Origin of the sequence: Marivita lacus, assembly GCF_014637725.1 — a bacterium.
Taxonomy (GTDB): domain Bacteria; phylum Pseudomonadota; class Alphaproteobacteria; order Rhodobacterales; family Rhodobacteraceae; genus Marivita; species Marivita lacus.
Map to the genome: position 1 here is coordinate 38,272 of NZ_BMFC01000005.1, position 12,195 is coordinate 50,466.

A 12,195-nucleotide genomic window follows, 5' to 3' on the forward strand; every position below is an offset into this window, starting at 1 on the left:
ATGAACGTTCTGGCCTACCTCATCCCCGTGTCACTGATCCTAGGCGGGATCGGGCTTGTTGCCTTCGTGTTCACCGTGAAGTCACGGCAATACGAAGACCCAGACGGGGCGGCGCAGCGTATCCTGTCGGATGATTACGACGACCATCCGAAGCCCTGATCCCTGAGGGTCAGCTTGGCCCGATCATGAAGCAGGTGACCTGACGGGCTTGCAGCCTGCGGCAGGCCAGATCGGCGGCCTCGCGGCTCAGACCCGTGAAATTCGCATCGAACCCGCGCGACCCGTTGACCACCTTGCGCAACGATCCGTCGAGTGTTGCCATCTCGGCCAGAGCCGTTGTCAGCAGCGCCTTTTCGGCCGCGTGGCGGCTCGAGAAACGTCCGACATTGATGCCCCAGTGACGCCCGCCCGAGGTTGAGATCCGCGTGACGACTTCGGCCTCGCGCGGCTCAACCGGTTGTGGGGTTGCTTCGCGCGGGGTTGTTGCCGAGGCCAGAACCAATGTCCTTGGGCGAACTACGGGTTTGACGGACGCGCTGGGGGCGATCTGATCTTCGGAGGTCGCCGCTTCGACGACAGCCTCCGGGACTGCAGCAGCCACAGCGACCCGCGCCGAGGTTTCCGCAATCTGCTGGATCTCGGTGGTCTGGACCTGTTCGAGGACCGACTGGATGTCCTGCTGCAATTCCGCGACCAGCGCATCCGGCAAGGCGGGTTCTGCCACGGGGCGGGCCACCGGGCGCAAGCTCGCCTTTACAGCCGCGGGCACAACGCGAATGGACTTGGCGCGCGTGCTGGTCGCCGGGACCTGGCTTTGGGCGATGACCGTTTCTGTAGAGGCCGTAGTGTCCGACCCGAGATAGGGCGGTCTGCTGGGTTTCCGCAGCGCGACCCGGCTGGGGGCCTTGCTGAACCCGAGGTCCATCAATTTGGCCACTTGCGCATTGCGTGACGCGGTCGAATTGCCGCCGAACACCGTCACGATGATCCGCTCGCCGCCGCGTTCGGCGGATGCGGTCAGGTTGAAGCCTGCAGCACGCGTGTAGCCCGTCTTGATCCCGTCGGCACCGGAATAGCTGTCGAGAAAACGCCTGTTGGTATGAGCAACCTGGGCGATGCCGGCGCTGTCGCTGCGGCGCGAGAAGAGGTTGTAGTATTGCGGATAGTCGTAAAGCACGTGACGTCCGAGAAGAGTCATGTCGCGGGCCGTGGACATGTGACCGCTCTCGGTCAAGCCGTGCGCATTCTTGAAGTTGGTGCGGGTCATGCCCAGCGCTTTGGCGGTGCGGTTCATCCGGCGCGCAAACGCCGCTTCCGATCCAGAGATTGCTTCGGCCAGAGCGGTGGCCGCGTCATTTGCCGATTTGATCGCCGCCGCGCGCACAAGATACCGCAGCTGGATTGTCGATCCTGCGCGCAGCCCAAGCTTCGACGGGGGTTCGGACGCGGCTTTCTGTGAAATCCGGACTTGGGTGTCCATGCTGATTTCACCGTTCTGCACGGCTTCGAACACGACATAGAGCGTCATCATCTTGGTGAGCGATGCCGGATGCAGCGGTGTGTCTGCATTGTCCGCATGGATCACCTCGCCATTGCGAGCGTCCATCACCATCGCCGCATAAGGGGCCGCCATGGCGCTGATCGGCAGCAGGACCGCCAACCATATTGCAGTGATCACGTACAGGCCTACACGGCCCGGCATTTTACGCCGTCCTGTCACGATATCCGCCTTCTCTGCCTCGAGCCGCCGAATTCTTCCGGTCGGCATTTTTGTTATATATAGCTTAACATACGAGAAATGACCGATAAAGCCTTAAATCCAGTATCTTTTTTCCAATTTTGGCAGGGTTTCGCCCAAGATGTTGGGGGTATTTCGATAACGCTTACTAGGTCAGCCATTGTGGCAGGAATGTGGCGCGGGCGTTCAGCCGATATCCGTCACCAGCGCGGGCAAATAACCCAGATCCTCAATCGCATGATAGCGGGGGTTCTGGGGGGCGTCGGCCTTTTCCAGATCCCATTCCAGGTCGTGCGGAACAAACACGCCCCACGCCCCGGCCTCGACGGCGGGCACAACGTCCGAGCGCATGGAATTGCCCACCATCATGGCGGCTTCGGACCCACCCGGAAGCGGATCAAAGATGGACCGATAAGTTGTCACCGTCTTGTCGGACACGATGGACACGTCGTCGAACAGTTCGCCAAGCCCGGATTGCGCCAGTTTGCGTTCCTGGTGCAGCAGGTCCCCCTTGGTGATCAGGACAAGCCGGTGGCTTTGGGCCAGAGTTTCGACCGCCATCCGGGCATGCGGCAGCAATTCGATCGGATGTGCGAGCATGTCCTGTCCGGCATCGAGGATCTTGCGGATGACATGACCGGGCACAGCGCCATCCGTGACGTCGATCGCGGTTTCGATCATCGACAGCACAAAGCCTTTCACACCGAACCCGTAATGGCCGATATTGCGTTTTTCCGCTTCGATCAGCCTGTCATGCAGCTGCGATGCGTCGGAATAGTCGGACAGCAAGTCCTCGAACCTGTCCTGGGTGAGTTTGAAGAAACGCTCGTTGTGCCAAAGCGTGTCGTCGGCATCGAACCCGATTGTTTGCAGCTTTCGCGTCATGGCAGGGCTTGCCCCTCTTTTCTCGCAGTCAGGACAGGTTATATAGAGCCATCAAGGATATGGAACCCGAGGTACCTACCCAAGCATGAGACACCTGTCGGCCAACACAGCTTCGTCCCGCCCCGCGGGAGGACCACCGTCGAACGATGACAACGATACCGGTGTCGTCGTCGAGACGCGTGCCAAGACGAAACGTCCGCCGCTCTACAAGGTTATGCTGTTGAACGACGACTACACCCCGATGGAATTCGTGGTGCATGTGCTTGAACGGTTCTTCGGCATGACCCACGCCCAAGCCTTTGAAATCATGCTGACCGTTCACAAGAAGGGCGTCGCGGTCGTGGGTGTGTTCAGCCATGAAATCGCGGAAACCAAGGTCGGGCAGGTGATGGATTTCGCCCGTCGCCACCAGCATCCGCTGCAATGCACCATGGAAAAGGAATAACCGGGGCGCTGTCCCGAGACTCCCATGACGTTAGCCAGATTAGCCCACGCGCTCGAGACAGGCGCCCTGACCCTGTCCGAACACGCGCGTCTCGTTCTGCTTGAACCGAATCCCGAGGCGGATCTCGGCGTTCTTGACGAGCACGACATCACCGTGCAGCAGAATTTCAAACCCGCCTTCGACCTTTTTCAGGCCATGGGCATCGAAGTCACGACCGAAGCGGCCGGGCCCGCAGATGTCGTGCATGTCACGCTGCCCCGCAGCCGGGATCTGGCGCGCGGTCTTGTGGCACAGGCCGAAGCGATTGCTGCCGGTGGTCTCGTGATCGTCGATGGCGCCAAGACTGACGGGATCGACCCGATACTGAAGTCAGTCAGGGACAAGGTTGCGATCGACGGCCAGGTGTCCAAGGCGCATGGCAAGATTTTCTGGTTCGACGCGGGTACGGCGTTTCAGGATTGGGCCCTGCCTGACCCAGCCCCTCTCGCGTCGGGCTGGATCACGCAGCCGGGTGTGTTTTCAGCGGATGGGCCCGATGCAGGGTCCGAGGCTCTTGTCACCGCGCTGCCCAAAACACTCAAGGGGCGCGGGGCGGATCTTGGTGGCGGCTGGGGCTTCCTGACCCGACACCTGCTGGCACTGCCCGGCGTCACCCATGTCGATCTGGTCGAGGCGGATCGGCGCGCGCTGACTTGCGCCGAACAGAACCTTTCTGACGACCGCCTTGCCCTGCATTGGGCCGATGCGACAACCTGGGGCAGCCCTGCCAGCCTTGATTGGGTTGTCATGAACCCGCCGTTCCATACCAGCCGGACACCCGATGCGGCGCTTGGTCAGGCGTTCATTCGATCTGCTGCGCGGCTGCTCAGACCCAAGGGCACGCTTGTCATGGTTGCGAACCGGCACTTGCCCTACGAGACAACGCTGGCCAATTCATTCGTCGAGATACAGGAACTGGACGGAGACACCCGCTTCAAGATATTGCAGGCGGGCCATCCAAGAGCCTCCGACAAACCCGGCCGCGCGAAACGACGCTGAGGGGGAAACGCAATGTCATTCTCTATCGAAGGCAAGACCGCCATTGTCACCGGAGCGGCGAATGGCGTCGGACTTGCCATTGCCCGACATTTTGTCGATCAGGGCGCAAATGTCATGTTCGCCGATATCGACGAGGCGCGGCTTGCGCATGAATGCGGTGCGATCACCGAAGACAGCGGGAATATCCGCTACTTTGCGGGCGATCTGCGCGAAAGGCTGACGCTCGCGAACCTGTTGTCCGCGACCATCGACTCCTTCGACCGGGTGGACATTCTGGTCAATGCCAGTCGACAGGTGCTGCCCTCCGATCCGCTGGACCTCGACGACACCACGCTCGAAGCCTTGGTTCTGCAGAACGTGACCAACACGTTCCGCCTGTCGCAGATGGTCGCCAAGCGCATGATCAAGCAATCCGCCGACAAGAAGGAGGGTCAGGCCGGTGCGATCGTGAACCTCTCCTCGATCGCGGCGCGCGTGACGCAGCCAGAATTGCTGGGCTTCTCGGTGTCGATGGCGGCGCTTGACCAGTTGACCCGCTCCTTGGCCGTATCCTTGGCCGAGTACCGCATCCGGGTGAATTCCGTCGCACTGGGCTCGGTCATGTCGGCCAGCCTCAAACAGGCGCTCAAGGATCATGACGGCTACCGTGAAGAGATCGAAGAAAACACGCCCTTGGCGCGAATCGCCAGCCCCGCAGAGCTTGCGCAGGCGGCGCAATTCCTCGCCTCGGAAAGCGCGGGATTCATCACCGGGCAGATCATGACCATTGATGGCGGGCGAACGCTTCTCGATCCGGTGAACGCCCCCGCCCACTAGGCGCTTTCATCGCGCAACCAAGCCCTTGGAGCGGCTTGTGATTCCCGCGTCGCGTTGTACTGTCCTGCCAGAAATATGGGACAGTGACATGACGGAAGAATTTGACATCGAAAAAGCCCGCGCCTCGGCATGGTTCCGCGACTTGCGCGACCAGATCGTTGCAGCGTTCGAAGGGCTCGAAGACAGCCACGACAGCGGACCATTGCGCGACGCAACCCCCGGCCGTTTCGAAGTGACCGAGACCAGACGCAGTTCCGAAGACGGATCGGACGCGGGTGGTGGCCTGATGAGCGTGATGCGCGGTGGGCGCGTGTTCGAAAAGATCGGCGTCAATGTCTCGACCGTTTACGGCACCTTGGGCGAACGCGCGCAAAACGCGATGGCCGCGCGCAAGGGCATTCCAGGCATGAAGGCCGATCCGCGGTTCTGGGCCTCCGGCATAAGCCTTGTCGCGCATATGCAGAACCCGCATTGCCCGGCGGTCCATATGAACACCCGCATGTTCTGGACACCGCATGCCTGGTGGTTCGGCGGCGGGTCCGACCTTAACCCCTGCATTGAATATGCCGAAGACACCCAGCATTTCCACGACACGCAGAAGCAGCATCTCGATCCGCATAGCGAGGCCCATTATCCGCGGCTCAAGGAATGGGCGGATGAATATTTCTACATCCCGCACCGGGGCCGGGCGCGGGGCGTCGGCGGGATTTTCATGGACGACCACAACACCGGCGACTGGGAGCAGGACTTTTCCCTGACGCAGGATATCGGCCGTGCCTTCCTGCCCGCCTTTGTGCCGCTGGTCGAAAAGCGTCGCGCGCAGGACTGGTCGGATGCCGACAAGGACACGCAGCTTGTGCATCGCGGACTCTATGCCGAATACAACCTCGTCTATGACCGGGGCACCAAGTTCGGGCTGGAGACGGGGCATGACGCCAATGCCGTTCTGATGAGCCTGCCACCCCTGGCCAAGTGGGTGTGACGCCTAGGCGTCCCGCCATGTTCCGGGGGCGATCCCGTCTAGTGACCATTCGCCCACGGACCACCGTACCAGCCGCAGGCAGGGCAGGTCGACATGGGCGGTCATCCGGCGCACCTGCCTGTTGCGGCCTTCGGTGATCGTCAGCCGCAGCCACGCATCCGGCACCGTCTTGCGGAACCGCACAGGAGGATCGCGCGGCCAAAGGTCAGGTGGCGCGATCTCTTCGACTGTGGCGGGGCGGGTTGGACCGTCTTTCAAAATCACTCCGCGCCGCAACTGGTCCAGCTGCGTATCGGTCGGGGTGCCTTCGACCAGCGCGAGATAGGTCTTGGGAGAGCGAAATTTCGGATCGCTGATCTTGGCCTGCAATTTCCCGTTGTCGGTCAGCACCATCAGCCCTTCGCTGTCGCGGTCCAGTCGCCCGGCGGGGTATACACCGGGCACGTCGATGAATTCGGACAGGGTGCGCCGCGCCGTGCCCTCGGTGCCGCTGTCGGTGAACTGCGACAACACGTCGAAGGGCTTGTTGAACAGGATCACTCGCGTCATGAGTTCTCTCCCCGTTTGGCGGCAAAGAAATCGACCAGAAGCTGCTCCGCCTCGGCTGCGCTGACGCCGTCGTAGACCTCGGGCACGTGATGGCATTGCGGATGTGCGAACACCCGCGCACCATGGGCGACGCCACCGGATTTGGCATCCCGCGCGCCAAAATAAAGCCGCCGGATGCGGGCATTCGCAATCGCGCCCGCGCACATCGGGCAGGGCTCCAGGGTCACGTAAAGATCGTGCTGGGTCAGGCGTTCAACGCCAAGAATCGCGCAGGCATCCCGAATCGCGAGGATCTCGGCATGGGCGGTCGGGTCGTTCAGTTCCCGTGTCCGGTTGCCCGCCGCGGCCACGACCGTGCCGTCCGCAGACACCACGACCGCGCCCACCGGCACCTCGCCGCGCGCGGCGGCTTCGCGCGCTTCGTCCAGCGCAAGGGACATATTCGAACGGAACACCATGCGCCCGTCATAGACCGCGCAATCGGCTTTCCCAAGGGGCTGAATTGGACTAAGCCCCTCGACATGACACAGAACCCGCCCCCCGGTGATCGCATCGCCAAAGTCATCGCCCGTGCCGGGCTTGCCAGCCGCCGCGACGCCGAGCAGCTGATCCTGCAAGGCCGCGTGTCCGTCAACGGCAAAACCATCGACAGCCCGGCGTTGAACGTCACTCCAACGGACAAGGTCGTGGTCAACGGCAAGCTTGTCGGCACCCCGGATGAGCCGCGCCTGTGGCTTTATCACAAGCCGGTGGGCCTTGTGACGACCACGAAGGATGAACAGGGGCGCGCGACCATCTTCGACAAGCTTCCCGAGGAGATGCCCCGCGTGATGAGCGTGGGGCGGCTTGACCTCAATTCCGAGGGCTTGCTGTTGCTGACCAACGATGGCGGGATCAAGCGCAAGCTCGAACTGCCCTCCACTGGCTGGCTGCGGAAGTACCGTGTGCGGGTCAAGGGACAGCCCAAGGACGAGAGTCTCGATCCGTTGCGCAAGGGCATGGTCATCGACGGAGAGCGGTTCCAACCGATGATCGTGACGCTGGATCGCCAGCAGGGGGCAAATGCGTGGCTGACGATCGGCCTGCGCGAAGGCAAGAATCGGGAGATTCGCCGCGCCCTCGCAGATGTCGGTTTGACGGTGAATCGCCTGATCCGGGTGTCCTACGGTCCGTTCCAGTTGGGCGACCTCAAGGCGGGTGCGGTGGAAGAGCTGCGACGCAAGGTCGTCAGGGACCAGTTGGGCCTTGAGGCACCCGTCGAGCAAAAGCCTGCCAAGCCTTTGAAAAAGAAAAGAAATGTGGTCGAGCGGAAACCGCGTCCGAACCGTCCGGGAAAGACTCCCTGAACTTTCCCTTTTAACGCCCATTTTCCGCCCGTTTTGGTGACGACAGTCACCTCATGCTGATCACGTTTTTCACCTCTGCTGTGCTTGTGACTTCGGTGCTTCTGGTTCTGTCGAACCTCGGCACGGTGGCCGATGACACATCCAAGGCCCTCCGGGGTGCGGTGCAGCGCATCCGCACGCATGGCGCGATGGCCTCGTGGGTGGCGTTCGCGATCCTTTGGCTCACCATTTTCGCACTCGGGTTCCTGTGATGCGGCGTTTGCTCACAAACTTGCTGGACAGCCGTCGCAGCGCGGCGCTCGGCAAGGCGGCCCCGGTCGAGGACGTGCCAGTCGGCTTCATGGTTCTTGCGACCTGTCCGTTGATCCTGTGGCTGCTGGACGGCACGGTTGCGGGCTTTGCGTCTGCCATCCTGATCATCGCGCTGTTCGGAGTGGGGCTTTTGTGCCTTTCCATCGGGCAAAAGGCGCATATCGCCTATGACGCACAAGAAATAGCCGCGCGGCCGAAAATCCCGTTCAAGATGATCGGCAGCACCATCGTTGCCTTGGTTGTCGGTCTTCTGGCCACCACGAAAATCGCGGCGCCTGCCGTGCCCGTGGTCATTGCGATGTCGACCTTCATTCTGTGCCTGATCTCGTTCGGCCTCGATCCGATGCGCGACAAGGGCATGGACAACCCGGTCACCAAGCTGCGCATCTTGAACACCCATCTGTACCAGGATTTTGATGATCGCTGCGAAGAGATGCTTTTGACACTGGCGCGTCTGCAGGACGATGACCTGTACGAACGCACACGGGTGACGGTGAACACCGTGATGGGGCTGTTGAGCACAATCGACGTGACGACATCCACCCTGCAGCGGATCGCGCCATCGGTCACAAAGCTGATCAACAAGATGCAGGCCGAGGTCACAGCGTTGGTCGAAGCACCAAGAGGCAGCGTGACTCCGTTCCAGCGGCGCAAGTTTCTCATCAAGATCCAGACTCTTGTCGATACGTTCGAATCCCGCGCCCGCAAAAGCGGCATCGGAAAGGGACGGGACAATTTCGAACTTCAGACAGACCTTCTGTTCAACCGCATGCAGCGGTATCACGCGGCATGAACCGACTTCCGGCGACTTCCCCCTAGTAAGCCCTAGGCACATAACTTAAGTTTTGTGCAACACTTGGGAAAGGGGGTCTCATGACCGGTGCCGGCCTGCAAAAAGTCAGCTACGCGCTGCTGCTTGTCCTGCTGTTCGGGATAGCCAGCGGCTGGCTCGGGGGGCTTTAGGCATGGCCCAACGCTTTGGTGGCAAATTCAGCCCGGATGGAACGACATCGCAGTCGACAAAAAGCGCTGCATCCAGCTCTTTCAAGGGCGCGACAGTGGATCCGGTCGGCGCACGCTCCAACATGCTGTTCGTCCCGCCGATCATTCTGGCCTTCACCTCGATCAATGAAGGTGCCATCGGCATGGGCCTTGGGCTGGTTGGTGCGGGTACGCTGCTGCTTGGCGCGTGGCTGCTGCGCGGCGGGCTGACGGCAGAAGCGGCGTACAACGCCCGCAAGGTGTCCCGTCGCCCCGCCTTTCCCCGCAAGATCGCTGCGGCTTTGTTGGCGGGCATTGGTGTCGGAATCGCCGCCTTCGCCAATGAACCCGGCCTGATCGCGCCTGTCATCTACGGTGTGGCTGCGGCTGTCTTGCATGTCGGCGCGTTCGGTCTTGATCCGCTGAGCGACAAGGGCATGGAGGGCATCGACACGTTCCAGCAGGACCGCGTCGCCCGCGCCATCGACGAGGCAGAAGCCCATCTTGCCGCGATGCGTGACGCCATCCGGCGGTCCGGTGACCGCAGCATGATCGCCCGCGTCGAACGGTTTGAAACAACCGCCAAGGACCTGTTTCGCACCGTCGAGGAAGACCCGAGGGATCTGACCTCGGCGCGCAAGTATCTTGGCGTCTACCTGATGGGTGCGCGGGACGCGACGATCAAGTTCTCGGATGTCTTTGCCCGAACCAATGACCCGCAGGCGCGCTCCGATTACGAGGCGCTTCTGGATGATCTTGAACAGAATTTTGCGGCCCGCACCCGCAAGATGCTTTTGGACGACCGATCCGACCTGACAGTCGAGATCGACGTGCTCCGTGAGCGCTTGCAGCGCGAAGGTGTGCGAATTGATCGTGATGTGAAATAGAGTAGAAATGTTTTGTAGAGGAAACCTCGATGTCTGAAACAATCCGCGCCAAAGCCCAGGACACGCTTGCCTTGGTGGAAGAAGTGAACGCCGTCATCCTGCCCGAACCCAAGGCGGCGGACGCCATCATCCCGCTGGGGCAGGCCGATCCCGCCCTCAGCGAGGAAATCAGATCCCGCATGGCCGAGATCGACATGACCGACACCCAGTCCATCGTGTCGTTCGGCTCCAACGCGCAGGCCGAATTGCAGGAAATCTCGCAGGCGATGCTGGCGGATGTCCGCAACAAGGATGTCGGCCCCGCCGGCGACAGCCTGCGTGGCATCGTCAGCACGATCCGGGGCTTTTCGGTTTCCGAACTGGATGTGCGCCGCGAGCGCAGCTGGTGGGAAAAGCTGCTGGGCCGCACCGCGCCCTTTGCCAAGTTCACGGCGCAATTCGAAAAGGTCCAGTCGCAGATTGACAAGATCACGGATGATCTTCTCAAGCACGAGCATACGCTGCTCAAGGACATCAAGTCGCTTGATCTGCTGTATGACAAGACCTTGCAATTCTATGATGAACTGGCGCTCTACATCGCCGCCGGTGAGGAAAAGCTGCAGTCGATCGACAGCACCGACATTCCGGCCAAGGAGGCCGAGGTTCAGGCCGCGGCCGAAAACGATCAGGTGATGAAGGCGCAGGAACTGCGGGATCTGCGCGCCGCCCGCGACGATCTGGAACGCCGGGTGCACGACCTCAAACTGACTCGTCAGGTGACGATGCAGTCGCTGCCGTCCATCCGTCTTGTGCAGGAAAACGACAAGTCGCTGGTCACCAAGATCAATTCGACGCTCGTCAACACGGTGCCGCTTTGGGAAACCCAACTGGCGCAGGCTGTGACCATCCAGCGGTCTGCCGAAGCGGCGGCTGCGGTGCGCGATGCCAATGACCTGACCAACGAACTGCTGACTTCGAACGCCAAGAACCTGCGCGACAGCAACAAGCTGATCCGCGAGGAAATGGAACGCGGCGTGTTCGATATCGAAGCGGTCAAGCAGGCCAATGCCGACCTGATCGGCACGATCCAGGAAAGCCTCCAGATCGCGGATGAAGGCAAGGCCAAGCGCGCCGCTGCCGAAGCCGAGCTCAAGAAGATGGAAGCCGAACTGCGCGACACCCTTGCCTCGGCAAAGGCGCGCAAGGATGGGATTGGCTCGACCACGGCCGCCTCCATGCCGGACGAGTAAGCGCGTGCTGAGGCGCGGGTTTCATATCTTTTGGTCCTGCGCCGCTCTCGCGGCTCTTTCGGCATGCGATGCGCTCATGATGGACAACCCGCCTGCGGACACCAAACCGCAGGCGCGCCCCGAACGTCCTGTCGAGGTCACACCGCCCGCGCCGCGCATGCCATCGGAGCAGTCACTTGAACTGCGCCGCTACTATGCGCGGGTCGAGGAAGACCTGTTGGGGCGGGGTTTGTTGCGGTTGGATGGCGGCGGTGTGGACACGCCCTATACCGACGAGATGCTCATCCGCAATTTCGAACGCATCGCCTTGGCCGAAGAATACGCACGCGGTGCCGGTCTGCAGCCCTCCAGCGGTGATTTGGGCGAGATCAAGAAATGGACGATCCCGGTGCGCGTCGGCGTCACATTCGGAGAGAGTCATTCAGCCGAGGATCAGGCGACGGACCGCGAAATCCTGTCCCGCTACACCCGTCGCCTGTCCGATGTGTCCGGCCACCCGATTTCGCTTGTGACCATGCAGCCCAATTTTCATGTTCTGTTCATGGGCGAAGACGACAAGACGCAATTGCGTGAAACGCTGGATCGCATCGCGCCGGGGATGGATGCATCGAGCCGCGCGATTTTCCTGAACCTGCCGCGCTCCATTCATTGCCTGGTCGTGGCCTTTGCCGACAGCCGGTCGAGCAGCGCGTACCGGCAGGCCGTGGCTCTGGTGCGGACCGAACATCCCGACCTGTCCCGCCGCGCCTGCATCCATGAAGAACTGGCGCAGGGGCTTGGCCTTGCCAATGACGACCCGAACGCACGCCCCTCGATCTTCAATGACGACGAGGAATTTGCGCTGCTGACCCGCCATGACGAGCTGTTGCTGAAAATCCTCTACGACCCCAGGTTGACCCCGGGCATGTCCGCCGACGAGGCTCGCCCGATCGTGCGCACCATCGCTCGGGAACTGACCGGCGGCGGACCCAGCTGATTTAACGGAGA

15 protein-coding genes are annotated in these 12,195 nt (G+C 61.5%); 11 read left to right on the forward strand and 4 right to left on the reverse strand.

Annotation, left to right across the window (positions count from 1 at the left end; all coding sequences use genetic code 11):
- Complete coding sequence (gene ccoS, locus IEV82_RS11600) at positions 1 to 159, forward strand: cbb3-type cytochrome oxidase assembly protein CcoS (protein ID WP_188482199.1); 159 nt, start codon at positions 1 to 3, stop codon at positions 157 to 159.
- 10 nt (positions 160 to 169) lie between these two features.
- Here the strand turns inward: ccoS and IEV82_RS11605 are convergent, their stop codons facing one another.
- Positions 170 to 1,702 (reverse strand): D-alanyl-D-alanine carboxypeptidase family protein, encoded by a 1,533-nt coding sequence (locus IEV82_RS11605; protein ID WP_188482200.1) that lies wholly within the window; start codon positions 1,700 to 1,702, stop codon positions 170 to 172.
- 222 nt (positions 1,703 to 1,924) lie between these two features.
- Positions 1,925 to 2,623, reverse strand: coding sequence for an HAD family hydrolase (locus tag IEV82_RS11610; RefSeq protein WP_188482201.1), 699 nt, complete (start codon positions 2,621 to 2,623; stop codon positions 1,925 to 1,927).
- 85 nt (positions 2,624 to 2,708) lie between these two features.
- Between IEV82_RS11610 and clpS the strand changes: the two genes are divergently transcribed.
- From clpS to hemF, 4 genes are all read left to right on the forward strand, one after another.
- Positions 2,709 to 3,068: an ATP-dependent Clp protease adapter ClpS gene (gene clpS, locus IEV82_RS11615; RefSeq protein ID WP_188482202.1), complete on the forward strand. Its 360-nt coding sequence runs from the start codon at positions 2,709 to 2,711 to the stop codon at positions 3,066 to 3,068.
- 24 nt (positions 3,069 to 3,092) lie between these two features.
- Complete coding sequence (locus IEV82_RS11620) at positions 3,093 to 4,106, forward strand: class I SAM-dependent methyltransferase (protein ID WP_188482203.1); 1,014 nt, start codon at positions 3,093 to 3,095, stop codon at positions 4,104 to 4,106.
- Positions 4,107 to 4,118: 12 nt separating this feature from the next.
- A complete protein-coding gene (locus IEV82_RS11625; protein WP_188482204.1) occupies positions 4,119 to 4,922 on the forward strand; it encodes an SDR family NAD(P)-dependent oxidoreductase in 804 nt (267 codons plus the stop codon).
- An 88-nt stretch (positions 4,923 to 5,010) separates the two neighbouring features.
- Positions 5,011 to 5,904 (forward strand): oxygen-dependent coproporphyrinogen oxidase, encoded by an 894-nt coding sequence (gene hemF / locus IEV82_RS11630; RefSeq protein ID WP_188482205.1) that lies wholly within the window; start codon positions 5,011 to 5,013, stop codon positions 5,902 to 5,904.
- 3 nt (positions 5,905 to 5,907) lie between these two features.
- Here hemF and IEV82_RS11635 read toward each other — a convergent pair whose 3' ends face one another.
- Positions 5,908 to 6,453, reverse strand: a complete 546-nt coding sequence (locus IEV82_RS11635; RefSeq protein WP_188482206.1) for a pseudouridine synthase — start codon at positions 6,451 to 6,453, stop codon at positions 5,908 to 5,910.
- Positions 6,450 to 6,911 carry a nucleoside deaminase gene (locus IEV82_RS11640; protein WP_188482207.1) on the reverse strand — a complete coding sequence of 154 codons (462 nt, stop codon included), beginning with the start codon at positions 6,909 to 6,911 and terminating at the stop codon, positions 6,450 to 6,452. Before IEV82_RS11640 ends, IEV82_RS11635 begins: the two co-directional genes overlap by 4 nt.
- 63 nt (positions 6,912 to 6,974) lie before the next feature.
- On the opposite strand from IEV82_RS11640, the gene IEV82_RS11645 reads away from it, so the two are divergent.
- The 6 genes from IEV82_RS11645 to IEV82_RS11670 all read left to right on the forward strand — a co-directional run bounded on the left by IEV82_RS11645 (position 6,975) and on the right by IEV82_RS11670 (position 12,184).
- A complete protein-coding gene (locus IEV82_RS11645; RefSeq protein ID WP_188482208.1) occupies positions 6,975 to 7,799 on the forward strand; it encodes a pseudouridine synthase in 825 nt (274 codons plus the stop codon).
- Between the two features lie 53 nt (positions 7,800 to 7,852).
- The gene (locus IEV82_RS11650) at positions 7,853 to 8,050 is read left to right on the forward strand and encodes a hypothetical protein (protein WP_188482209.1); all 198 of its coding nucleotides are present in this window, start codon (positions 7,853 to 7,855) and stop codon (positions 8,048 to 8,050) included.
- Entirely contained in the window at positions 8,050 to 8,904 is an 855-nt protein-coding gene (locus IEV82_RS11655) for a hypothetical protein (RefSeq protein WP_188482210.1), read from the forward strand. Before IEV82_RS11650 ends, IEV82_RS11655 begins: the two co-directional genes overlap by 1 nt.
- 172 nt (positions 8,905 to 9,076) lie before the next feature.
- Entirely contained in the window at positions 9,077 to 9,979 is a 903-nt protein-coding gene (locus tag IEV82_RS11660; RefSeq protein ID WP_188482211.1) for a 5-bromo-4-chloroindolyl phosphate hydrolysis family protein, read from the forward strand.
- 29 nt (positions 9,980 to 10,008) lie between these two features.
- Entirely contained in the window at positions 10,009 to 11,208 is a 1,200-nt protein-coding gene (locus IEV82_RS11665) for a toxic anion resistance protein (RefSeq protein ID WP_188482212.1), read from the forward strand.
- 76 nt (positions 11,209 to 11,284) lie between these two features.
- Positions 11,285 to 12,184: a DUF2927 domain-containing protein gene (locus IEV82_RS11670; RefSeq protein WP_229747766.1), complete on the forward strand. Its 900-nt coding sequence runs from the start codon at positions 11,285 to 11,287 to the stop codon at positions 12,182 to 12,184.
- Positions 12,185 to 12,195 lie beyond the last annotated feature (11 nt).

Coding starts and splice junctions, on each gene's coding strand:
- IEV82_RS11645 (WP_188482208.1), top strand. CDS start 6,975: ATGACACAGAACCCGCCCCCCGGTGATCGCATCGCCAAAGTCATCGCC.
- IEV82_RS11650 (WP_188482209.1), top strand. CDS start 7,853: ATGCTGATCACGTTTTTCACCTCTGCTGTGCTTGTGACTTCGGTGCTT.
- hemF (WP_188482205.1), top strand. CDS start 5,011: ATGACGGAAGAATTTGACATCGAAAAAGCCCGCGCCTCGGCATGGTTC.
- IEV82_RS11665 (WP_188482212.1), top strand. CDS start 10,009: ATGTCTGAAACAATCCGCGCCAAAGCCCAGGACACGCTTGCCTTGGTG.
- IEV82_RS11610 (WP_188482201.1), bottom strand. CDS start 2,623: ATGACGCGAAAGCTGCAAACAATCGGGTTCGATGCCGACGACACGCTT.
- IEV82_RS11670 (WP_229747766.1), top strand. CDS start 11,285: ATGATGGACAACCCGCCTGCGGACACCAAACCGCAGGCGCGCCCCGAA.
- IEV82_RS11655 (WP_188482210.1), top strand. CDS start 8,050: ATGCGGCGTTTGCTCACAAACTTGCTGGACAGCCGTCGCAGCGCGGCG.
- IEV82_RS11620 (WP_188482203.1), top strand. CDS start 3,093: ATGACGTTAGCCAGATTAGCCCACGCGCTCGAGACAGGCGCCCTGACC.
- ccoS (WP_188482199.1), top strand. CDS start 1: ATGAACGTTCTGGCCTACCTCATCCCCGTGTCACTGATCCTAGGCGGG.
- IEV82_RS11605 (WP_188482200.1), bottom strand. CDS start 1,702: ATGCCGGGCCGTGTAGGCCTGTACGTGATCACTGCAATATGGTTGGCG.
- IEV82_RS11625 (WP_188482204.1), top strand. CDS start 4,119: ATGTCATTCTCTATCGAAGGCAAGACCGCCATTGTCACCGGAGCGGCG.
- clpS (WP_188482202.1), top strand. CDS start 2,709: ATGAGACACCTGTCGGCCAACACAGCTTCGTCCCGCCCCGCGGGAGGA.
- IEV82_RS11640 (WP_188482207.1), bottom strand. CDS start 6,911: ATGGTGTTCCGTTCGAATATGTCCCTTGCGCTGGACGAAGCGCGCGAA.
- IEV82_RS11660 (WP_188482211.1), top strand. CDS start 9,077: ATGGCCCAACGCTTTGGTGGCAAATTCAGCCCGGATGGAACGACATCG.
- IEV82_RS11635 (WP_188482206.1), bottom strand. CDS start 6,453: ATGACGCGAGTGATCCTGTTCAACAAGCCCTTCGACGTGTTGTCGCAG.